This window comes from Paenibacillus oryzisoli (assembly GCF_001653565.1).
GTDB classification, from domain to species: Bacteria; Bacillota; Bacilli; order Paenibacillales; family NBRC-103111; genus Paenibacillus_E; species Paenibacillus_E oryzisoli.
Genome location: NZ_LYPB01000049.1, coordinates 458,585 through 476,239, shown reverse-complemented (window position 1 = coordinate 476,239; position 17,655 = coordinate 458,585). Strand labels below are relative to the sequence as shown.

At 38.8% G+C, this 17,655-nt stretch carries 28 protein-coding genes; 20 read left to right on the top strand and 8 right to left on the bottom strand.

Annotated elements, in window-relative coordinates:
• Window positions 1-49: 49 nt before the first annotated feature.
• The gene (locus A8708_RS08060; protein ID WP_068662965.1) at window positions 50-583 is read right to left on the bottom strand and encodes an ImmA/IrrE family metallo-endopeptidase; all 534 of its coding nucleotides are present in this window, start codon (window positions 581-583) and stop codon (window positions 50-52) included.
• On the bottom strand, window positions 580-912 hold the full coding sequence (locus tag A8708_RS08055; RefSeq protein WP_204787485.1) for a helix-turn-helix domain-containing protein: 333 nt from the start codon (window positions 910-912) through the stop codon (window positions 580-582). Before A8708_RS08055 ends, A8708_RS08060 begins: the two co-directional genes overlap by 4 nt.
• Window positions 913-1,164: 252 nt before the next feature.
• Here A8708_RS08055 and A8708_RS35785 point away from each other — a divergent pair, with 252 nt between their 5' ends.
• The 12 genes from A8708_RS35785 to A8708_RS08005 all read left to right on the top strand — a co-directional run bounded on the left by A8708_RS35785 (window position 1,165) and on the right by A8708_RS08005 (window position 10,427).
• Window positions 1,165-1,335, top strand: a complete 171-nt coding sequence (locus tag A8708_RS35785) for a hypothetical protein (protein WP_167355860.1) — start codon at window positions 1,165-1,167, stop codon at window positions 1,333-1,335.
• A gap of 210 nt (window positions 1,336-1,545) precedes the next feature.
• Window positions 1,546-1,983, top strand: a complete 438-nt coding sequence (locus A8708_RS35780) for a hypothetical protein (protein ID WP_167355859.1) — start codon at window positions 1,546-1,548, stop codon at window positions 1,981-1,983.
• A gap of 53 nt (window positions 1,984-2,036) precedes the next feature.
• The gene (locus A8708_RS08050) at window positions 2,037-3,032 is read left to right on the top strand and encodes an SMODS domain-containing nucleotidyltransferase (protein ID WP_068662963.1); all 996 of its coding nucleotides are present in this window, start codon (window positions 2,037-2,039) and stop codon (window positions 3,030-3,032) included.
• A complete protein-coding gene (locus A8708_RS08045; RefSeq protein ID WP_068662962.1) occupies window positions 3,033-4,751 on the top strand; it encodes a ThiF family adenylyltransferase in 1,719 nt (572 codons plus the stop codon).
• The gene (locus tag A8708_RS08040; RefSeq protein WP_068662961.1) at window positions 4,744-5,220 is read left to right on the top strand and encodes a Mov34/MPN/PAD-1 family protein; all 477 of its coding nucleotides are present in this window, start codon (window positions 4,744-4,746) and stop codon (window positions 5,218-5,220) included. Before A8708_RS08045 ends, A8708_RS08040 begins: the two co-directional genes overlap by 8 nt.
• Complete coding sequence (gene cap4 / locus A8708_RS08035) at window positions 5,217-6,665, top strand: CD-NTase-associated endodeoxyribonuclease Cap4 (RefSeq protein WP_068662960.1); 1,449 nt, start codon at window positions 5,217-5,219, stop codon at window positions 6,663-6,665. Before A8708_RS08040 ends, cap4 begins: the two co-directional genes overlap by 4 nt.
• Before the next feature lie 198 nt (window positions 6,666-6,863).
• Window positions 6,864-7,301: an arsenate reductase ArsC gene (locus tag A8708_RS08030; protein ID WP_068662959.1), complete on the top strand. Its 438-nt coding sequence runs from the start codon at window positions 6,864-6,866 to the stop codon at window positions 7,299-7,301.
• Window positions 7,301-7,624 (top strand): ArsR/SmtB family transcription factor, encoded by a 324-nt coding sequence (locus tag A8708_RS08025; protein ID WP_068662958.1) that lies wholly within the window; start codon window positions 7,301-7,303, stop codon window positions 7,622-7,624. Before A8708_RS08030 ends, A8708_RS08025 begins: the two co-directional genes overlap by 1 nt.
• Window positions 7,625-7,633: 9 nt before the next feature.
• Window positions 7,634-9,046 carry an arsenic transporter gene (locus A8708_RS08020; RefSeq protein WP_068662957.1) on the top strand — a complete coding sequence of 471 codons (1,413 nt, stop codon included), beginning with the start codon at window positions 7,634-7,636 and terminating at the stop codon, window positions 9,044-9,046.
• A 31-nt stretch (window positions 9,047-9,077) separates the two neighbouring features.
• Window positions 9,078-9,506: an arsenate reductase (thioredoxin) gene (gene arsC, locus A8708_RS08015; protein ID WP_068662956.1), complete on the top strand. Its 429-nt coding sequence runs from the start codon at window positions 9,078-9,080 to the stop codon at window positions 9,504-9,506.
• A 1-nt stretch (window position 9,507) separates the two neighbouring features.
• Window positions 9,508-9,981 (top strand): ArsI/CadI family heavy metal resistance metalloenzyme, encoded by a 474-nt coding sequence (locus tag A8708_RS08010; RefSeq protein ID WP_068662955.1) that lies wholly within the window; start codon window positions 9,508-9,510, stop codon window positions 9,979-9,981.
• A gap of 11 nt (window positions 9,982-9,992) precedes the next feature.
• On the top strand, window positions 9,993-10,427 hold the full coding sequence (locus A8708_RS08005) for a protein-tyrosine phosphatase family protein (RefSeq protein ID WP_068662954.1): 435 nt from the start codon (window positions 9,993-9,995) through the stop codon (window positions 10,425-10,427).
• Between the two features lie 88 nt (window positions 10,428-10,515).
• Here the strand turns inward: A8708_RS08005 and A8708_RS08000 are convergent, their stop codons facing one another.
• The gene (locus A8708_RS08000) at window positions 10,516-11,226 is read right to left on the bottom strand and encodes a hypothetical protein (protein ID WP_068662953.1); all 711 of its coding nucleotides are present in this window, start codon (window positions 11,224-11,226) and stop codon (window positions 10,516-10,518) included.
• Between the two features lie 246 nt (window positions 11,227-11,472).
• Here A8708_RS08000 and A8708_RS07995 point away from each other — a divergent pair, with 246 nt between their 5' ends.
• Together A8708_RS07995 and A8708_RS07990 are read left to right on the top strand one after the other, a co-directional pair.
• Window positions 11,473-11,853: a YolD-like family protein gene (locus A8708_RS07995; protein ID WP_068662952.1), complete on the top strand. Its 381-nt coding sequence runs from the start codon at window positions 11,473-11,475 to the stop codon at window positions 11,851-11,853.
• A gap of 66 nt (window positions 11,854-11,919) precedes the next feature.
• Window positions 11,920-12,117 (top strand): hypothetical protein, encoded by a 198-nt coding sequence (locus A8708_RS07990; RefSeq protein WP_068662951.1) that lies wholly within the window; start codon window positions 11,920-11,922, stop codon window positions 12,115-12,117.
• Between the two features lie 73 nt (window positions 12,118-12,190).
• Here the strand turns inward: A8708_RS07990 and A8708_RS35300 are convergent, their stop codons facing one another.
• Window positions 12,191-12,346, bottom strand: a complete 156-nt coding sequence (locus tag A8708_RS35300) for a hypothetical protein (RefSeq protein WP_157264597.1) — start codon at window positions 12,344-12,346, stop codon at window positions 12,191-12,193.
• Window positions 12,347-12,565: 219 nt separating this feature from the next.
• Window positions 12,566-13,138, bottom strand: coding sequence for an RNA polymerase sigma factor SigZ (gene sigZ / locus A8708_RS07985; protein WP_068662950.1), 573 nt, complete (start codon window positions 13,136-13,138; stop codon window positions 12,566-12,568).
• A gap of 91 nt (window positions 13,139-13,229) precedes the next feature.
• Here sigZ and A8708_RS07980 point away from each other — a divergent pair, with 91 nt between their 5' ends.
• From A8708_RS07980 to A8708_RS35775, 6 genes are all read left to right on the top strand, one after another.
• Window positions 13,230-13,688 (top strand): MarR family winged helix-turn-helix transcriptional regulator, encoded by a 459-nt coding sequence (locus A8708_RS07980; protein WP_068662949.1) that lies wholly within the window; start codon window positions 13,230-13,232, stop codon window positions 13,686-13,688.
• A 70-nt stretch (window positions 13,689-13,758) separates the two neighbouring features.
• The gene (locus A8708_RS07975; RefSeq protein ID WP_068662948.1) at window positions 13,759-14,241 is read left to right on the top strand and encodes an ArsI/CadI family heavy metal resistance metalloenzyme; all 483 of its coding nucleotides are present in this window, start codon (window positions 13,759-13,761) and stop codon (window positions 14,239-14,241) included.
• Complete coding sequence (locus tag A8708_RS07970; protein ID WP_068662947.1) at window positions 14,232-14,720, top strand: arsinothricin resistance N-acetyltransferase ArsN1 family A; 489 nt, start codon at window positions 14,232-14,234, stop codon at window positions 14,718-14,720. The genes A8708_RS07975 and A8708_RS07970 overlap by 10 nt, the downstream gene beginning before the upstream one ends.
• 27 nt (window positions 14,721-14,747) lie before the next feature.
• The gene (locus A8708_RS07965; RefSeq protein WP_068662946.1) at window positions 14,748-15,266 is read left to right on the top strand and encodes an NAD(P)-binding domain-containing protein; all 519 of its coding nucleotides are present in this window, start codon (window positions 14,748-14,750) and stop codon (window positions 15,264-15,266) included.
• Window positions 15,267-15,310: 44 nt separating this feature from the next.
• Complete coding sequence (locus tag A8708_RS35295) at window positions 15,311-15,475, top strand: hypothetical protein (protein ID WP_157264596.1); 165 nt, start codon at window positions 15,311-15,313, stop codon at window positions 15,473-15,475.
• A complete protein-coding gene (locus A8708_RS35775) occupies window positions 15,451-15,885 on the top strand; it encodes an NAD(P)/FAD-dependent oxidoreductase (protein WP_167355858.1) in 435 nt (144 codons plus the stop codon). Before A8708_RS35295 ends, A8708_RS35775 begins: the two co-directional genes overlap by 25 nt.
• A gap of 28 nt (window positions 15,886-15,913) precedes the next feature.
• Here A8708_RS35775 and A8708_RS07960 read toward each other — a convergent pair whose 3' ends face one another.
• The 3 genes from A8708_RS07960 to A8708_RS07950 all read right to left on the bottom strand — a co-directional run bounded on the left by A8708_RS07960 (window position 15,914) and on the right by A8708_RS07950 (window position 17,487).
• Window positions 15,914-16,129 carry a hypothetical protein gene (locus tag A8708_RS07960; RefSeq protein WP_068662945.1) on the bottom strand — a complete coding sequence of 72 codons (216 nt, stop codon included), beginning with the start codon at window positions 16,127-16,129 and terminating at the stop codon, window positions 15,914-15,916.
• Window positions 16,130-16,142: 13 nt separating this feature from the next.
• Entirely contained in the window at window positions 16,143-16,553 is a 411-nt protein-coding gene (locus tag A8708_RS07955) for a GIY-YIG nuclease family protein (protein WP_068662944.1), read from the bottom strand.
• Window positions 16,554-16,677: 124 nt separating this feature from the next.
• Entirely contained in the window at window positions 16,678-17,487 is an 810-nt protein-coding gene (locus A8708_RS07950) for a hypothetical protein (protein WP_068662943.1), read from the bottom strand.
• Between the last annotated feature and the right edge of the window lie 168 nt (window positions 17,488-17,655).

Sequence of the window (17,655 nt, the reverse complement as noted above, 5' to 3'; positions counted from 1 at the left end):
TGAAAAAAGAGACAATCTAAAAGATTGCCTCTTTTTGCTAAGTCATAATTTAAATTACACCAATTTTACCTAAACGAATAAATAATGCTTGTTGACTTACTTTAAATTGTTCAGCTATTTCAGTGAACTGTTTTGATTCATTGTTAAGTAAATCAATTTCCCCATCTAACTTTTCTTGAATTGCTTCTATAAGAAATTGTTTTGGCATCAAAAGTGCAGCGGCAAAAGCATTCGCTTCGACCTCTTCTGGGTTAATGGCTTTAGCGGAGTTTTCATCCCTAAAATTTAACTTAAACCCGCGATCGACATGCATTTCATTACCTTTATGTAAGAGAAAATGACCAAGTTCATGTGCAATTGTAAAACGTTGTCTATTTAAAGAGTGAGAAGAGTTTACGCCAATTATTACTTCACTCTCGTCTTCATTTCGAAAAAGTAACCCGGATAATTCACCTTCAAACGGTTGGTATTGTACATGAATATTTAAATTCTTCGCAATTTCTTCAACTGGTATTGGTAATTCTTGAATATTAAATTTGTTTAGCAGTTGTTCGGCTTTTTTCTCTGCTTTATTTATATTCATGATTTTTCCCCCAGTTTCTTTGAATTTAAATACATTTTCTTGAAAAATTCAATACCATCAGCATCAAGTTTTTCCACATTTTCTGGTAAGTCAACATTTGTAATGAGTTCACCTGGTTGTGGAAGTAAATCTAAAGGGGTAATACCCAAAGTATCCGCAATTTCATATAAGGAATGGATTTGAAAGCGCTGTTTTCCTTGTTCGATATTAGTTATAGAAGTTCTTGAACGATGAACACGATCGGCAAGTTCTTCTTGTGTCCATTTTTTCTGCTCGCGGTAGGCTTTAATTCTTTTTCCAATTTCTTGGTAAAGTAATTCTTCGATCATCATTTTTTAGCTCCAATTAAAAGTCTTTCTATCACTAATATTACCTTCAAAAAATTGAAAGTCAATGAGAGGCAAGTCTCGAATATATAAATGTTTGTGACGTTGACATTAAAACTTTTTACTTCTCACTTTGAATGTCAATATCATTGACATGTAAAAATAAACCTGTTAATCGTGTTGACATTATTGTTTTGATAATGTTAATCTAGTAATGTGCTTAAGGGAAAAATATCCAAGAGAGGAGGTGCCAACATGGCAACAAACGGCAAACCAGGTGCAGGAAGAGTTGGGGCAGTTCGAGATCGGAGTCAATTTCAAGCTCCAAACGGTAATTGGGTAAAACGGGACAGCAATACCGGTAGAATCATGGATCAGAAAACAAGCAGTCCAGCTCCGTTTAAAGGAGTCCGTAAGGAGAAGTAGTATTGGACAAGCTTCAACTGATTGTTGTGAAAAAGAAAAAAAGCTTAACCGAAGTTAAGCTTTTCATCGCAGGGATTTGGTAGTGCATGTGTGTTTTTGTTAACCTTCGCCAAAAGTCATTAACAAAAACCAGAATAGTTAATACAAGGTTATTCTACATCACTCACTAAATTCCTGCCACTTAAAACTAATTTTGAAAGCAGGTTACGAATGCGTTCTTTTCTTGAAGCCATCGATGAAATGAAAAACCCATGGTTCTGTGCCATCATATATGCGGTAGCAGCCGCGATATCGTACTACGCGTATACATTGATTTCAGAACTTCCTAAACCCGAAACGTTTTCTGAACTAGTAAAGTTTTATTTTGCTAGTCCATTACATTATTTGAAAATTACCTGTATTTCATTTAGTGCATTTTTACTCTGCGGTTTTGCAGCAATTGTTTCCTTCCGTCTGTCGTATATAGGTGACGAGATTACATTATGGATACGGATTTTACTATGCGTAGCAGGGGCATTGTTTGTTATCGCTAGCCTTTACTTCCTTGTATACTTCTCTTGGCTGTTAATCGTGTTTTGTGTGCTTGGGTTTATGCTCGTGGCTATGGGGAACAGCGACTCTCGTCCAAGACGGCGAAGAGCATACTGAGCCTAGAAGAGTTGTCGAAATAAACCAATTTATCCAATAAGGGAGCGGGAAAATTGATTACACAAACACAATTCACTTCATTTTTAACTGATATTGAACCGAGCCAAACAACCAAAACAGATGCAAGCAATGGGCACACTAAGGTAAGAGACTTTCTTAGTGGACACGCTACTTATAAGAAGTATTATGTCAGTTCGTTTTTATCTGGGTCATATATACGAGATACAGCAATTCGTCCTAAAATAAAGGAAGGCACTGTTGCGCGCCCCGATGTCGATATCATCATCGTTACAAAACATACATTGTCCGACGATCCTCAAAGTGTGATCGATTCCTTATACAGTACATTAAGATCCGAGTATTCAATCATTCGGAAACAAAATCGATCAGTAGGCATTCAGACCGATAAAGTTGACATCGATGTTGTACCGATTATTGCTCCAAACGGCATAGAAGGAACGCTTTATATTCCAGACCGTAAAAAGGAACAATGGATAATTACAAATCCTCCGAAACATACAGTCTGGACGACCGAAATAAATCAAGATTGTAGCGCACGTTTTAAACCGCTTGTTAAGTTGATGAAATGGTGGAGAAGGGAGAACACAACTCTCGCTAAAAAGCCTAAGGGATTTGTTATTGAGTGTATCGTTGCTGAATGTATGGATCGGCAACAAACCAACTACGGTGAATTGTTTGTTGGGACCCTAGAAAAGATCGTGGAGAAATACAAGATATATATTTCACTTGGTAGCATCCCGCATATTAGCGATCCGGGTGTCAGTGGCAATTCAGTTACCGCCGGCATGACTTTTGATGCTTTTGAAGGGTTTTATAATAAGGTCAAAGCCCATGCCAAAATTGGAAGAGAAGCTATCGATGAGAAAGACGCGGACAAGTCAATTAATAAATGGCGTATTTTATTCGGAGATAGGTTCCCGAAATCCAGTGTAGTTCAAAACAATTCGCTTCTTGCTAGCGCAGTAGCACCAACGCTTGCATTTCCTAATCGTGCGGTAGAGCCGAAAAAACCCGGAGGGTTTGCATAAATGGGTATTTGGTATTTAACTGATCAGTCTCGATTGGCGCATGAGCGTAACGAAATGGACAGACTACAAGCCAATGCAAGTTGGCTTGTAGGTATTATGTGGAGTATCGAACCAAGGCTTACAATAAAAGCAGATATTAGAGCCCACGAGCTTGTTTACCAAGTAAAGCTTACATATCCTGACTTTTTCCCTGCCACACCTCCTTATGTGGCACCAATCGATTCCGATGTACGATGGTCAGAGCATCAATATGCCAACGGTACCCTATGTCTGGAATGGGGACCAGATAATTGGCATCATGATATAACAGCCGCGCAAATGCTAGAGAGCACTTACCGACTGCTCGAAGCCGAGAACCCACTAGGGCAATCGGAACAGCACGGAATCGTTCCATCTCGCCATTTTCTAACGCCTGGTCAATCACTTCGAAGTAAAATTTTCCGTATGCACATGTCAGAATCTCTGTTTGATTATTTATCAGCGACCGAAGAAAAAAAAGTAGGGCATGCGACATTAAAATATGTTGTTGAAGTTGGAACCATTGTTTATCATGTACTTCAAATCAACGATTATGAAAACCCACAGATGCCAGAACCTTTTAAAAAAAGTTATGGTAAGGAACAATGGCTTGTTTACCGCACATCTGCTACAGCTGAGCAAGTGCGAGAAATAAAAACAATTGAAAATCTGCAGGAATTGGTTAAAACACATGACGAAGTAGTGCTTACATTATCTCAGCCAAACGGTGAAGATAGAGTGCAGGGCGTCATCCTGATCGATCAACAAGCAGGGATGCATTTGTATTATTTTTCGGACGATGAACTGCGCGACTTAGCGATCTTGATGGACGATAGTAAGAATAAACGGACACCAGAATTTTGCCAAAGGTTGAGCGAAAAACGAATTGCCATCGTTGGCTTAGGATCAGTAGGTAGTAAGGTGGCAGAATCCCTTTGTCGCATGGGAGCCGGTAAATTTTATTTGGTCGATGAAGATCTGTTCTTGGTTGGAAATCTTGAACGACATTCCCTCGATTGGCGCAATGTTGGTTTTCATAAAGTGGACGCCATTGCACAAAAACTACGCTACATTTCACCAACTGTTGCAGTTGAAACGACGAGTATCAATTTAACTGGACAAGAATCGAATGCAGCAGTCAACGGTGCGCTTGTAAAAATAAGCACATGTGATGTTATCGTTGATGCAACGGCAAATGGGCAAGTATTCAATTTGTTGGCTTCTATTTCTGCCGCGAGCAAAAAACCTCTGATTTGGACAGAAGTGTATGCCGGCGGTATTGGAGGGCTTGTAGCGCGCAGTCGCCCAGGACGTGATCCAAACCCACAAGCCATGAGGCAAGCTTACCATCAGTATACCGTCGACGCGCCAGATTTTAATCCATCTATTCCTGCACCATACACAATTGAAAATAGCGATGGAGAAGTATATATTGCATCAGATGCAGATGTATCGGTTATAGCGAGTCATTTAACACGCCTTGTTGTAGATACTGCAGTACATTCGGACAAATCGATGTTTCCTTACTCCATGTATCTCATTGGTTTATCCGAAGGATGGATCTTTAGTCAACCATTTGACACGAGACCGATTCAAACCGACCATTTGCTCCAAGATGAGGAACCTTCTGTGGTGGATGCCAAATTACAATCCGAGAACGTTTCCTTTCTTATGAAATTATTGGAGGAAAAAGATGATTAATATCCTTCTGCCATTTAAGATAAGAAAAAGAATGATCGGCTTACTTAAAAGTGCGGGGACCCGTGAAATTGGTGGCATCTTAATGGGGGAGCATGTATCTGAAAGTGTGTTTCGAATTTGCGATTTCACAGTTCAGCAGCAAGGTGGCACATGGATTTCCTTCGTGCGAAAAATGGAGGAGTCACTTAAACAGTCCCTACGGACATTTTTTAAAAGTACCGATTTTCAATACACCCGATTTAACTATTTGGGAGAGTGGCACTCTCACCCCTCTTTTTCGTTGATACCGAGCAGCCTTGATCAAGAAAGTATGTGGGAGATAGTACAGGACCCATCCGTTGGTGCAAATTTTTCCATTCTTTTGATTGTCAAATTGGCGGCGGGGGAATTAGCAGGCAGTGTTAGTCTTTTTGCCCCTGGATTTGAAGTTATGACAGGCGAGCTATTATTGGAGGGGGATACATTATGACGGATAATAAAAAGCCAACACCATCGTTGCTTGAAGCTGAATCACAAGGTGGAGATACGGCAGAGAGTGGTTTTGATTTTCAAACAAACCTGATCCTTTGCAAAATCCCTTTTTGGCTATCATTTGAGGGTTTTGATTCATTAATTCGCGAAGGGGTAGCCGATTTTGAAGCAAAGTTCTTCTCTCCTGCTGAAGGTATTACCCGAGAAGCGCTGGAAGCTAAAAATCATATTGTTAAGCCAAAAGAATTTTGGGAAGAAATTGAACGATTTCAAGAATTGGATATCGGAAGCCCGGGTACTTTCGGACGATTTACACTATGTTGCAATGGAATATCTGAAGATATAAAGCCCCTCATAAACGGATTGCGCAGGGTACGAGATCCGCAGTCATTTTATGAAGTTTCTTCAGGAGTTGTTGTGAATTCGTATTCCGATTATGTTGGTCGTGTTCGTAAACTTGGCAAAGACGAAAAGATGGCAGAATTTCTTTATAAGAAAGTATTAATTGAACCTGATTGGAATTTAATCTCAAATGGGGATAATGCCAGAGGGATCTTTCGAGATCAGATTCAACTTCATTTACCAGAGTATGGTGAGGTTCCGGGTAAAGAAATTCCAAATGTTTTTAGCAACTTGCTTACACTTATTCGATTAAATAAAGCGCGACCTATCACGAGGGATCAAATAGAAACGACCATGCAATCAGCGATTAATGAGAAATACCACATCCCACCAAAACCTGTCGTTATTTCCACTGAAACAGAAGAAGTTAATAAGCTTGAAACAACGTTACAATTTGAATGGGAGTTATTTTTCGGAGGGGCAGGTAGGAATTACCCTCCCACTTCTGAGTGGAATTCCAAACTTATAACGCAGTTGTACGAAACATCCAAGTGGGTAAAAAGTCAACGGGATACACGTAGGATAGTGCTAAAAGGTAATCGACGCATCTCCGCCGCGATTGCCATTGGAAAAGTTTTTTCGGCAGTAGCCGGATTTACAGTGGATATGGATTATCGTGGAGAACTTTGGGCGACAGATGATCTTGCAAATTCACAAACACCTGACTATGCGGTCACTCCTACATATGTTGAAGGTGCAGGGGACCGATTAATTGTAACAATAGGCATAATGAAAGAAAATCTTGCTTCCGAAGTTGAAGCTTTTACGCAAAACACTGAACTATCACATTTCCCAAGACTGCATTTGTATTCCTCGGAGCCTATTGTTTCGGCAAAGCAAGCAAACGCGGCGGTCGCAACAATAAAAAGGGGAATAACGACAGTTGCTGGGAGTATTGAGGCGAAACAAATAGATCTGTTTTTCGCTGGTCCTACTCACTTAGCTCTTTTTTTAGGTTATCGATCGAACGCGCTGCCACCCATTCAATGCTTTGAATGGGTCAGTAATAATAAATACGTCGCAACTTGCTTCTTGAAATAATCTTCTAGGCAAAAAATGATACTTAAAAAGGACCGCCATCCTGGCGGTCTTTTCGTTTGGAAACCGAAACATTAAGTCAAGGTACTATTTTAGGTTTTTTGTTCTTCGCGTGGTCAGAATAGATTAATTTACATAATCTTCACTTTACTAATATAAGTGAATAATTATATAATAATTAATGAATGGAGGGGGAATAATTTGAAAAAACCAGTTCGTATCTACTTCTTATGCATTCAAAATCGTTGCAGAAGTCAAATCGCAGAAGCATTTGCCAAGCATTACGGGAATGATAATGTTATCGCTGAAAGTGCTGGGTTAGAAGCAAGTGAGATACATCCTCTTACAATTACGGTTATGAAAGAAGTCGGCATTGATATCTCTGATCATGCTTCCAAGAAAATCGACATGAAAACCTTCTTAGCTTCCAATGTTATTGTTAAGTTGTGTGAGAATTTAGTTGAACGTTGTCCTGTCGTTCCTTTTGGGATTACTAATGTACAATGGAATATACTTGATCCTTTAGAGCACAGCGAAGGAAACCTCGAAGCGCTCCGCAAAACAAGGGATGAAATTGAGAAAAAAGTGATCGATCTGCTTAAAGGCATGAATGTACCCGGTTTAAAGGAGATTAAATGATGATTGAAATTGAAAAAATGGTTGAGACGTTGAAACTCTTAAGTGACAAGACGAGATTAACGATCCTTCTGTTGCTTAAAGAAAGAGAACTCTGTGTTTTTGAACTTGTTGACATTCTACAAACGAGTCAGCCAAATGTTAGTCAACATATACGCAAATTGAAGGATGGCGGATTGGTCAAAGAAGCCAAAAAAGGACAGTGGGTTTACTATTCGCTTACGATTGAAAATAAACCGTTCATTTCGGATTTATTCAATCAGCTTCCATCACAGAAAGAAAAGGTTGAATCCACATCTTGTGAAAAACTTGATTGTTGTGATTAGGAGGAAAACATGACTTACATAGCGGTAATCATCTTTCTGTTAACATTAACTTTTGTTATTTGGCAGCCTAAGGGACTTAATATTGGATGGTCAGCGTCTGCTGGAGCTATTCTTGCCCTCATCTTCCAAGTAGTTTCATTTCATGACGTGTTGACCGTTACATCCATCGTTTGGAATGCCACCCTCGCTTTTGTAGCGATTATTCTCATCTCCTTGATTTTAGACAAAATCGGATTTTTTGAATGGGCAGCCTTGCATATGGCTCGTATTGCAAAAGGAAACGGAAGACTCATGTTTGTTTACGTCATTTTGTTAGGCGCGGCAGTTGCCGCATTTTTCGCCAACGACGGCGCAGCTCTCATTCTAACCCCGATTGTTTTGGCAATGGTTCGAGCATTAAAGCTTCCCGACAAAATGATTTTGCCGTTCATCATGGCAAGTGGATTTATTGCGGATACAACGTCCTTGCCTCTAATTGTAAGTAACTTAGTCAATATCGTGTCAGCTGACTTCTTCGGCATCGATTTTGTTACCTATGCAAGCCGGATGATTGTAACAAGTCTATTTTCACTTGGAGCAAGTTTGGTGGTCTTGTTCGTTTTCTTCCGAAAAGATATCCCAACGAGTTACGATATGAAACAATTGAAAAGACCTTCAGATGCCATCAAGGATCTTAAGCTATTCAGAATGTCATGGGTTATCCTAGGCATCCTACTCGTCGCTTATGTGAGCAGTGGATTTATTAAAATTCCAGTGTCCATCATCGCAGGTGTTGTGGCACTCGTCTTCATTTTAATGGCTAGATCTAGTAAGGTAATCGAAACAAAACGTGTGATCAAAGATGCTCCCTGGGCTGTTGTAATCTTCTCCATCGGCATGTATGTGGTTGTGTATGGTCTTAAAAACGTTGGTCTTACCGATGCTTTGGGCAAAGTTGTTGAGAATTTGGCAGGACAGGGATTGTTTGTTACAACGGTAGGTATGGGCTTCTTGTCAGCGATTCTGTCTTCCATCATGAATAACATGCCGACGGTGATGATCGATGCCCTTGCAATCAAAGGAACGAACACCGACGGCATTATTCGAGAAGCATTAGTTTATGCTAACATCGTCGGAAGCGATCTTGGACCTAAAATTACACCGATTGGTTCTCTCGCTACACTTTTATGGCTTCACGTTTTATCCACGAAGGGTGTGAAAATTACGTGGGGCAATTATTTTAAGACAGGTATCATACTGACCGTTCCAACACTCTTTATTACACTTACAGGGCTTTATCTCTGGCTACACGTCATTAATACTACAAGCTTGAATATCTGGTTATTAATCGTGTTGATTGCAATCCTGGTAGTGGTTGCCGCGATACTCATAAAAGCAATTCTAGGAGCTAAACAAACTAAAAGTGGGCATCAGGGAGCTTAATACTTGAATAGCCAAAAGGAGAAATGAAACCATGGAAAACAATAAACCGTTAGTTTACTTTTTGTGTACAGGGAACTCTTGCCGCAGCCAAATCGCAGACGGATTTTTAAGAGCATTAGGTAGTGATAAATACGAAGTACAAAGCGCAGGATTAGAAGCGCATGGTTTGAATCCACGTGCTGTTGCAACAATGAAAGAAACAGGAATCGATATTTCTAACCATACATCCAATGTCATTGATTCCGAAATTTTGAACCGCGCTGATTACGTCATTACGCTCTGTGGACACGCAGACGAGCATTGCCCCGTTATCTCCAACAAGAATGTTGTAAAGTGGCACTGGGGCTTCGAAGATCCGGCTAAGGCAACGGGGACTGAAGAAGAAATTACTGCGAAGTTCAGTGAAGTTCGCGATTCAATTAAAGACCGTATTGAGCAATTTGTGAAAGAAGGAAAGTAACATGATTAAACGGATGCATGTAGCGGTCAATTGTTCTGATCTACACAAGTCCTTAGATTTTTATCGTGCTTTCTTTGGAACCGAACCAACTAAAATTAAAGGTAACTATGCAAAGTTTGAACTTGACGAACCTATGCTTCATTTCTCTCTTAATGTTCGACCTTTTGAGAAAAACGGTGTGCTGAACCACTTGGGGTTTCAAGTGAATGATACGGAAGAAGTTTTAGCTATGGGTGAACGACTTCGTCAAAGTAATCTACTGACTATAGACGAAATTAATACAACCTGCTGCTATGCGGTCCAAGACAAAGTTTGGGTCTACGATCCTGATGGAAACGCTTGGGAGATCTTCTATACAAAAGAAGACTCAGAGTTCGAATCAGCTGGAGATGCACGTGATATGTCTTTATGCTGTGCGCCGCCTTCGGTGCCAACACCAGTTGAGTTCACATCATTCAAAAAACAGTTATTATAAGGAGTTTATAAATGACTAAAAATTATCAAGCTCTATTTGAAGATAAAATCTTCTTTGGTGGCGCGGCTGACGTTGAGGATATGGTCAAAAACGAAGGTGTAGAAGTTGTGGTTGATCTACGTGGGGAAGCAACAGAATGTGCTTACTCTAGTGCTGACGTGCAATGGATTCAAGTCCCACTTGGCGACAATGCCGAGGGTCCACAGGACGTATTATTCGAGCAAGCCATTAATCATGTTGTTGAAGCATATAAAAGTGGGAAGAAGGTAGGCTTTCATTGCGCTGGTGGTGGTGGCAGAACAGGTGCAGTAGCGGTGGGTACATTAATTACACTTGGCAGGAGTCAGTCGATTGATGAGGCTGAAGCTTTGGCAAAATCAATTCGTTCCAAAGTGAATATTAAACCTCCGCAACGTGAGGCATTAGAAAAGTTGTTTATTAAATAATTTTACAAATAAGGGCTTTCCTTTGTCTCCTCGGACATGGGAAAGCCCTTTGTGATTTGATATCAATTAGAGTAGCGTTATCCTAAAATTATTGGTAGTAAGACAAATAATTTATTATCTTTTCGTTCTCTTGCTTTACGATTTGAAGTGTCTCGTTCAAATTTTTGAATAAAGTTAAATCCAATTCATTCTTATCTTGATGACTTATAATTTCGTTTAACCCTAGATAGATGTACTCCATCTTAATAAACAAATCAATATTATTGATTTCACTTAGAATTATGTTCAGATCACCCTTTAATTCTCTCCATTGAGCCAATTTGAATTCTTGACCTTCTATGTGGTAAGCAAATTGCACTCTAAAATGATTATGTTCCATTTCAGAATAAAAGCTCCATTTCGAATTTCCACGTTCTTTTAAATATAATTTTTGATTTTCCTGTAATTCATCATTTATTAGGACGATCTTTCGTACGTGTTTAAGTCTCCGTTCTTTATTTCTCTCATATACATCATTACTTTCTTTTTTAATGCTAAATTGATAGACAGCATAACTTAAAATCCCGGTTACTTCTATTGCCAAGAAGCATGTGTAATAGTAAATAAAGGTTGAAACTGATACTAATTCATCGGTATCGCCCCTTAGTAATATCATCCAGCCTGGAAGAAAGCTTCCTAAAATCAAAGATAAATTTAAAATAAAAGCAACAAAAGGTATTAAGAAAAACGGGAAAAATAAAACAATAAGTATAAGTAACCATTTCTTATTGCTGATATATCCAACTATTTTATCAAACAATTTTTAAAACCTTCCCCTCTTTACATGCATGATCAATTTTAAGATTTATATTACCATAGCTCGAAAGCCAGTGTCCCAATTTTCAGAAAAGTTAGGGTAAGCTGAAAAAAATCCACTAATAAATTTTTGGAATTACTCTAATAACAATATCGATATATGTTCATTACAATAAAATTTCTCTTGCATAGTCATTACGTCCTCGATATATAATACAAACAAATGTTCCTATTTGGAGAGTGGGTATTAATGGGTAAGAAACTTCAATCGAATGGTATATGGGAATCCTCTCGATTCATTGGACCTGAATTTAAAGAATCTATCCGACTTCAGCAGCGCGAACATAAACGGGTTCCACGCACTGTTCTTGATCTTCAAGAAGTTCAGCTTATATCAGGATTGTTGAGCCAATCCCAAATGTACAAAAAAATTATTCAACTCACTTTGTACGATGAGTTTCAGACGCGCACTTTAACCGGCATTGTGAGTCGAAGCCAACGAGATAGCTTTCGTTTGGATTCTGTCGATCCATTTAACGGAAATGAGGACTCTGAATGGATCTTATATCAGGATGTAATAAAAGCGGAGTTAAGCAAAGAGTGGACTGAGGATGAAATGATTGACCCGTAGAATTGTAAATAGTTTCCTATTTATGTAATAATGTTTCATGTCATTTTTCATTAATGGAGATTATTCATGTTAAAACAACGGCAACTCAACGTGCACGCAGACTTTGAACGAATGCGGGTATTTCAGCAACCAATATCAATCTTTTTACAAGGCGAGCTTGTTGGCGAGAATGTAATTATTCAATCTCATGATGATGAATACGTATTAGGTACGAATGGTGAACGCTTTGTAAAGGCAAATTGTCAGTTTTTTAATAAAAGATAATTGAATAATAGAAAGCACACAAATGAAGAAGAAGGTCAATTTACTGAGCAAAATGACCTTTTTCTTCATTAACTTAACAACTACAGCAAACTTTTTCTTGTTTTATAAACAGCGAGGACAAATTAAAGCGAATGTTTGTTTTTTTACATAAATCACTCTGATAGAAATATTGTTCCATCTCTTTTGCTTTTGCTTCCGCCAACTTTTCCAGAGCATATTCATTTAACATTCAAATCACACCTTCATTTTTACTAATTGTTGTTAACAGCAGCCAGTTGGCTTTTTAGCTTCAGTATTGCAACAGTTCGGTTCACAGCAATCGTCCTTACAACAATCATCTGTGCAGCATCCGTCATTGTTTGCCTTAATTACATCTGTCATTTAAATCAGCCTCCTTATTTTTTATTCATCAACTAAGACGGAGGCATTTCAAAAAGGACGCAAAACTTTATGAGTGACATCCACTGCAATTACAATTTGATGATTTGCTCTCGAAATCGATAACATTTCCAAGGCGATCTCGTTCAATATGACAACACGCCAGGAGCAGTTCTTTGATCTTTTCCCTGCCGCGCTGAACTCTCGATTTCGCTCCCGAAATCGAAATACCAAGCCGCTCCGCGAGCTCCTTTTGAGTGAAGTTGCCTAATTCTGTTAACAGAATGGCTTCTCTATACTTTTCATCCAACTCTTGCACAATACAATTCAGCCACCCGCTAACAACCTTGTTCAGGTTGTTTTCCTGCACTTCCTCCTCTGAGAATTCCTCTTTATAATCCAAATGAGTTTCTATGTTTTTTTTCTTTGCGCTTACGCGGTAATAATCGATGATCGTATTCCGTGTTATTTGATAAACCCAACTTTGGATTTTGCCTTCATCAGTGAGTGTATGGATTGAATTGTGTACCTTTTTAAAAACGTCCTGCAAAATATCTTCCACGTCGTATTTGTTATTTACCCGTGTTTGTATATACTTCTTTAGATCCTTATTGAATTCCATCCAAATAGTATGTGTGTTCATTTGGACACCTCCAATATTCAATAATTAAATGTTAAATGAAATACTTGCAATTATCAACTATTGTATGTTATAAATATTTTAGGTGATCATAATGAAACAATTACCACAGTACGTAAACGTACGTGAAGTCCTTCAATTACTTGTCAGACGATTCGGGTTGCTTCAAAAAGATGGTGCCCAGTGCTGCGGTATATCTGTCGTGCAAAGCCATATCATTTATGAGCTCTATAAACGTCCTGAAATCGCTTTAAATGAGTTATCCGACGTGTTGAGTATCGATACAAGCACGCTTAGTCGTCAAGTACAACAGCTTGTTGAAAACGATCTTTTAAATCGACTTCCTGATCCTAAAGATAGACGATATGTCGTTCTGTCGCTTACTGAAAAGGGAGAAGAGCAATACAACGAGATTGCCAAAACCATGGAAGAATATGTTCTCGGCATTTTTAAGAATGTCCCGGAAGATAAAAGGGAACAAGTATTAGAAAGTCTACAAATTCTAAGTGATGCGATGAGTTTAAGTCCCAATTGTTGTACACCTCCTCTGTAAAGAGGAGTTTATTTTTAACTAATAGTTGCAAATATCAATTATTGATAAAATCAAAAGGAGTGTGTTTTACATGAAAATGCATGTTGCCATTAACGTAAGAAACCTCGAAGATTCCTTGGCGTTTTACAAAAAGCTGTTTAATGCAGAACCAACAAAAGTAAAAGAGAATTATGCGAAGTTCGAATTAGATCAACCAGCTCTTCACTTTTCTTTAAACGTCCGTGATTACGATAATAAGGGTGTGCTCAACCACTTTGGGTTTCAAGTGAAAAACACAGAAGAGGTGCTCGCGGCTAAGCAGCGGTTACAAGAAGCAGGTCTCGTATCTTTTGATGAGATGGATACGACTTGTTGTTATGCTGTTCAAGATAAAATTTGGGTAAGTGATCCTGAAGGAAACCCTTGGGAAGTGTTTTATACCAAAGAAGATAGTGAATTTGAAGCAGCAGAAGACCATGTTATGCCCATGCCGTCTGTGTGTTGTCCAACTCCTGAATCAACGAAGACAAACATAAATTTCACTGATTTTAGGGATAAAAACACATGCTGTTGATTCGAAGAGCTACCGAAGCAGATATTGTAAGTCTTCTTCAGATTTATAACCAAGGAATTGAAGACCGCGTAGCCACGTTGGAATCCGAAACAAAAGACGAAATATACATGCAGGAGTGGTTTGTTAAGCATCAGGGTCGATTTGCAGTGCTTGTTGCTGAGGAGCAGGGAGTCGTAGTTGGTTGGGCTGCCATCAATCCATACAGTACAAGATGCGCTTATGATGGCGTGGGTGATTTATCAATTTATATTCACCGGGACCATCGAGGCAGAGGCGCTGGAAGACAATTGCTAGGTGAACTTGAGAAGATAGGCAAAGAAAATAAGTTTTATAAGTTCGTACTCTTTACCTTTCCGTTTAATAATTTAGGTCAAAATTTGTATCGGAAGGCGGGTTACCGCGAAGTTGGCGTATTTCAAAATCAAGGTATCCTAGATGGCAAATTTGTTGATGTAATGGCGATGGAGAAGCTTCTGTAAATAGTTTAATTTCAAGGGGGTATTCCTATGTATGAACTGATTATCATTGGTGCCGGTCCATACGGTATTTCACTTGCCGCACATGCGGTTGCAAACAATTTAACATACAAACTGCTTGGATATCCCATGGATTTTTGGGAAAATCAAATGCCACAAGACATGTTTATCCGTACACCACATGAGTTTTGCAGCTTCTCGGATGCAAATGATGAGCTTACCATTCAGCGATTTGCAATAGAAACTGGTGTAGAGCTTGTTTCTCCGTTACCGCGCCCCGTCTTTGTTGATTACGCTATGTGGTTTGCAATTCAATCAGGTGTAGAATTTACCCCTGAGCTGGTAATCGCTCTGTCCAAATCTGGCAACGAATACTTGATTGAAACCGAAAAAGGGCAAATATTAAAAGCAAGGAATGTCATTATTGCTACAGGAGTTGAGCACTTCAAATATATGCCTGACATGTTTCAATCTCTGCCATCACATCTTGTTTCACATACCTCTGGCTATACAATACAAGCTTTAAAGGGTTTTCAGGGAAAAATGTAGCTGTTGTCGGAAGCGGACAAAGCGCATGGGAGGCAGCTGCACTCTTGTATTTAGCAGGCAGCGATGTCGAACTTGTTTATCGAAGAGATGCGGCTAATTACGCGGGAAGCAGAGAAGCTGAAATTGAGATCCGGAATCTTGGGGACGTGTTTTTTCGGTTACCTCTTGAAGAAAAGCAAGAGGAGTGGGGCAATCACCTGGCAGCGTAGCGCACTTTTTAAGATCTTATGTAGATGGAAAAGTACCCGAAACAGGCAGTGTTACAATTGCCAGAACAGAACAAACAACTGATGACAAAGTTCAATTATTCTTGTCTGATGGAACACAACGTGTTGTTGATCATGTCATTTCAGCATCTGGATTTCGAATAAACCTCGACCGTGTCCCTTTCTTAACTATGGACTTGATAAGTAGTATCGTTCGTGAAGAAGGCTTCAATCAATTCCCAAAGTTAGATGAATTCTTTGAATCAAGCGAAAGAGGGCTATATTTTGCTGGACCATTATCATCTCATTCCCATGGTCCAACCTTTCGTTTTATTTTAGGTTTGAGAAAAACGTGCAAATCAGTCATAGCGTCGCTAATCTCAAAAGGAGACAAGAAAGAAGTCTGTTGTTAATCAATGATTAAAAATAAAACCAGCTGAATTACTCAGCTGGTTTTTTGTAGGTTGGAAAATACGGTGGTTGAGATGAACGGCTCTCAATAAGTTTTTGTGCATGTTGAACATCGTCGGTGAGGTAAATTTCGTATTCGAGCTTTTCTACATAAGCGTCAGCTAAAAATTCTGCCATTTCAAGTGTTGTATTAACGATCATGGCTTCATCATAATCGCCAGCAATAAGATACCAATGCTTATTCACGTCATACCTCGAATCATATAGGTTGAATTTTTAGCCGAAATTCGTGCGAAAGCGAGGATTTTTTATAGATGTTATAACCGTACTTCTTATCAGTAGCCATCGTATAAGTTATCCAATATTCTTCACATTGTTGCAAAAAATCTAAATCTTCATTGGTTTTTGCTTCGAAAAGGGTGACGAACCTGAAATTCTCAGCTTTAAAGTGATTCCATTCTTGCTGTAGGCGTTTATTATAATGTTTGCCAGCATTTAATAAACTCCACTGTGTTGCTTTGCGATTTTCTAATTCTCCTGAACCGATAAATACTTTATTATTTACCGCATTTACAATCGCATAGACCCCGATATGATTCTTGATTTTCTTGGTTTTTCGATTGCGCGGAAATAATTGGACTACTACACCTGATTTGCTAATAACGATCACCTCGATATAAGTATATTAGAATGTACTTATATTTATGACAAGCAGAGGTCATTTTTCAAAAATAAATTGCTGAATGATGGGGAGGCATCGGTTTTCATAGCTCTCCCCATCACCCTTTTATTAACTATTCCGTCTCGGCAATACCCAGTTGATCAGTTAACTCAAGTTGATCCTTTTGTTCACGTGTAAGAGATGAAGTTTCGTTGGGTTCGTTTTTGGGGCGACCTGGAGGTCTTCTAACGGTTAACATCTGTTGATAATCGGAAATTTGCTGTTTAAGCAAAATAATTTGTTCTTTGTTATTTTCAGATCGAACGCGTTCTTGTGCTATCTCATTGTTAAATGCCATTTCTTTTAATTGTATTTCATGCCTTAGCTGGTTTAGTTCGTTTTGTAAGCGTTGATTTTCATTTCTAAGGTCGCCTTGACTGAGTTCAAGTAACCGCTTCTTCAAATCGTCATTTTCTGCTTCCTTAGCTTCAATGACTTGCTTACGTGAAATCGTCAATTCTTCAAGTTGGCTCACCTGTTTACGAATCTCTTTTTGATCGTCATGTATTTGTTTAATTTCCTTTTGTTTTAAAGAAACCTCCGTTTGTAATTCATCGATTCGACTATGAGCTAAACTTGCTTCATGATCACTTTTACTTTTATATGCTTGAAACTCATCCTGGCTGATCTGGAAACTGTCTGTAGCTTTTTGCACCAGTGATTTTAAGATAATTACAATGCGTGAAGTGAGTGATTCAATTGCTTCTATGTCTCCAATATAAGATTGTGCCCCCACATTCTCTTTCAGGAGTTGTAGTTCGTACGTTCCAACCAAATGCTCAAACCATTCTTTTGTTGTTTTAAAATCAGATTTTTTTACCAATTCTTCAACTTTCTCTTTGAAATCAGATGTAACCTTTACTCCAAAAGTGGGATCAGCCATAGCGGCGGCAACTCCTTCGATTTTAAAGTTAACTTTAAAAAGTGCATATATTCAGGGGTTAACCAGGTTAATATGGTTAACCGAAAAAAAATGAGAAAAGGAACTCGTCCTCTCTAAATATGATTGAATAGGACAATTTATGCCTGTCGTATACTCATTACAAGAAAT

Excerpts from the sequence above, each read along its gene's own strand:
- A8708_RS08060 (WP_068662965.1), bottom strand. The coding sequence starts at position 583 with ATGAATATAAATAAAGCAGAGAAAAAAGCCGAACAACTGCTAAACAAA.
- A8708_RS08055 (WP_204787485.1), bottom strand. The coding sequence starts at position 912 with ATGATCGAAGAATTACTTTACCAAGAAATTGGAAAAAGAATTAAAGCC.
- A8708_RS35785 (WP_167355860.1), top strand. The coding sequence starts at position 1,165 with ATGGCAACAAACGGCAAACCAGGTGCAGGAAGAGTTGGGGCAGTTCGA.
- A8708_RS35780 (WP_167355859.1), top strand. The coding sequence starts at position 1,546 with ATGCGTTCTTTTCTTGAAGCCATCGATGAAATGAAAAACCCATGGTTC.
- A8708_RS08045 (WP_068662962.1), top strand. The coding sequence starts at position 3,033 with ATGGGTATTTGGTATTTAACTGATCAGTCTCGATTGGCGCATGAGCGT.
- A8708_RS08040 (WP_068662961.1), top strand. The coding sequence starts at position 4,744 with ATGATTAATATCCTTCTGCCATTTAAGATAAGAAAAAGAATGATCGGC.
- cap4 (WP_068662960.1), top strand. The coding sequence starts at position 5,217 with ATGACGGATAATAAAAAGCCAACACCATCGTTGCTTGAAGCTGAATCA.
- A8708_RS08025 (WP_068662958.1), top strand. The coding sequence starts at position 7,301 with ATGATTGAAATTGAAAAAATGGTTGAGACGTTGAAACTCTTAAGTGAC.
- A8708_RS08020 (WP_068662957.1), top strand. The coding sequence starts at position 7,634 with ATGACTTACATAGCGGTAATCATCTTTCTGTTAACATTAACTTTTGTT.
- arsC (WP_068662956.1), top strand. The coding sequence starts at position 9,078 with ATGGAAAACAATAAACCGTTAGTTTACTTTTTGTGTACAGGGAACTCT.
- A8708_RS08010 (WP_068662955.1), top strand. The coding sequence starts at position 9,508 with ATGATTAAACGGATGCATGTAGCGGTCAATTGTTCTGATCTACACAAG.
- A8708_RS08005 (WP_068662954.1), top strand. The coding sequence starts at position 9,993 with ATGACTAAAAATTATCAAGCTCTATTTGAAGATAAAATCTTCTTTGGT.
- A8708_RS07995 (WP_068662952.1), top strand. The coding sequence starts at position 11,473 with ATGGGTAAGAAACTTCAATCGAATGGTATATGGGAATCCTCTCGATTC.
- A8708_RS07990 (WP_068662951.1), top strand. The coding sequence starts at position 11,920 with ATGTTAAAACAACGGCAACTCAACGTGCACGCAGACTTTGAACGAATG.
- A8708_RS35300 (WP_157264597.1), bottom strand. The coding sequence starts at position 12,346 with ATGTTAAATGAATATGCTCTGGAAAAGTTGGCGGAAGCAAAAGCAAAA.
- sigZ (WP_068662950.1), bottom strand. The coding sequence starts at position 13,138 with ATGAACACACATACTATTTGGATGGAATTCAATAAGGATCTAAAGAAG.
- A8708_RS07980 (WP_068662949.1), top strand. The coding sequence starts at position 13,230 with ATGAAACAATTACCACAGTACGTAAACGTACGTGAAGTCCTTCAATTA.
- A8708_RS07975 (WP_068662948.1), top strand. The coding sequence starts at position 13,759 with ATGAAAATGCATGTTGCCATTAACGTAAGAAACCTCGAAGATTCCTTG.
- A8708_RS07970 (WP_068662947.1), top strand. The coding sequence starts at position 14,232 with ATGCTGTTGATTCGAAGAGCTACCGAAGCAGATATTGTAAGTCTTCTT.
- A8708_RS07965 (WP_068662946.1), top strand. The coding sequence starts at position 14,748 with ATGTATGAACTGATTATCATTGGTGCCGGTCCATACGGTATTTCACTT.
- A8708_RS07950 (WP_068662943.1), bottom strand. The coding sequence starts at position 17,487 with ATGGCTGATCCCACTTTTGGAGTAAAGGTTACATCTGATTTCAAAGAG.